This is a genomic window from Microcoleus asticus IPMA8 (assembly GCF_013179805.1).
GTDB lineage: Bacteria > Cyanobacteriota > Cyanobacteriia > Cyanobacteriales > Microcoleaceae > Microcoleus > Microcoleus asticus.
Window position 1 is genome coordinate 1 of record NZ_SRRZ01000297.1, and the last position, 1,429, is coordinate 1,429.

Genomic DNA, 1,429 nt, shown 5'->3' on the forward strand with positions numbered 1-1,429 from the left:
AACTTTCATCTGACCTATCTTTTTTTAACACAAGTCGGTCAAATACCAGCCCTGTCTGAGTTCCGGCGGGGTTGTCACCCCGCCAGCTTTGGTACAGGGCCTTGGCTATGTCTGAATCGGACTGCTAGCCATTTCCGCCAGCCTGTAATTGAAGAATGCGAAATCACCTACAGTCAAGAGCATGGTAAACCAATAGGCACTTTTTGCTGTACTTGTGGATTTAGTTATTGCCGTACTGGGCCAGATCGGACAGAAGAAGATCGATTACGCATTACTAAAATCCGAGCTTTCGGTTCTATATGGGAGAATACCCTTAGAGAACTTTGGCAAGACCCAACTTTTAGCCTCCGAGGAATATCTCGTCAGCTAGGTGTCGATCCAACTACTGTCAAACTCCATGCTGCGACACTATCTCTAGATTTCCCCCGCCACAGTAAGCGGCAAACTAATCAGAGTCAAAGGAAATTAGTTGGTAGTGAAAGCAAAAAGCAGGCAGTTCCAGAAATTACTTTAGAGAAATATCGCTCAGAATGGCTAACTGCCAGAAAAAATAACCCTGAAGCCGGAAGGAATATCTTACGCAAGCAATTCCAACGAGTTTACACCTGGTTATTAAGGCACGATCGCGAATGGTTGGAAGCCCATCTGCCAGCTATACAGCAGAAAGCGCCTCCTCCTGCTCGTGTGGATTGGGAAAGTCGAGATACTGAATTGGCTGAGTCAATCAAACTGGTAGCGGCAAATCTTTATAGTAAAGTAGGAAAACCAACGCAGATTACAACTGCGGCCATCGCTAGAGAACTGGGTCAATTGGCTCTAATCCAGAAACATCTTGATAAGCTACCTTTAACAGCAAAAATTCTAGCAGACTTAGTTGAAACACGAGAAACCTTTGCAGTGCGACGAATTCAATGGGTTGTAGAGTGTTACCGCCAAGAGGGTATTTGTCCGCAAAGATGGCAGCTTGTTCGTCGCGCAGGGCTACGTCCAGAGGTGGAATTGCTACCATCTGTACAAAATGCTATTAATCAAGCTTTGGATGTTCTAAAGCAGATCCCGCACCAACATGGCAGAGATTGTCCGCCTCAGCGAATGGCCCTTTGATGAAGATGAATTTGTTACTCTGTGGTGGCTGCGATCGCCCTGGCGAGAGTCTACCCATCGGCAATGGCGCACGACTGCGATCTTCAAACACGAGTCAGGTGAATTCAGGGAGGTCGATTTTCCTTGGGGGTTAATATCTTGGTTGCGATTAGGGCAAGTTTTTCAAAATGGACAACCTATTTGGAATCAGACAACGGGTGATGTCTTTACGCTGGTTATACCTGATTCATCCTCTGCTATAGCAATCCTAAATCAATTGCAAAATATTATAAATTATAATAATTAGGGACTATAATAATACTTATACACTGGAAATCGGCAAAAA

General features: G+C 44.8%; 1 protein-coding gene. It reads left to right on the forward strand.

Features of this window, described 5'->3' with window-relative positions:
• Nucleotides 1-1,104 (forward strand): TnsD family Tn7-like transposition protein (locus E5S67_RS31945; protein WP_246277104.1); only part of this gene is annotated, 1,104 nt, incomplete at its 5' end.
• Nucleotides 1,105-1,429 lie beyond the last annotated feature (325 nt).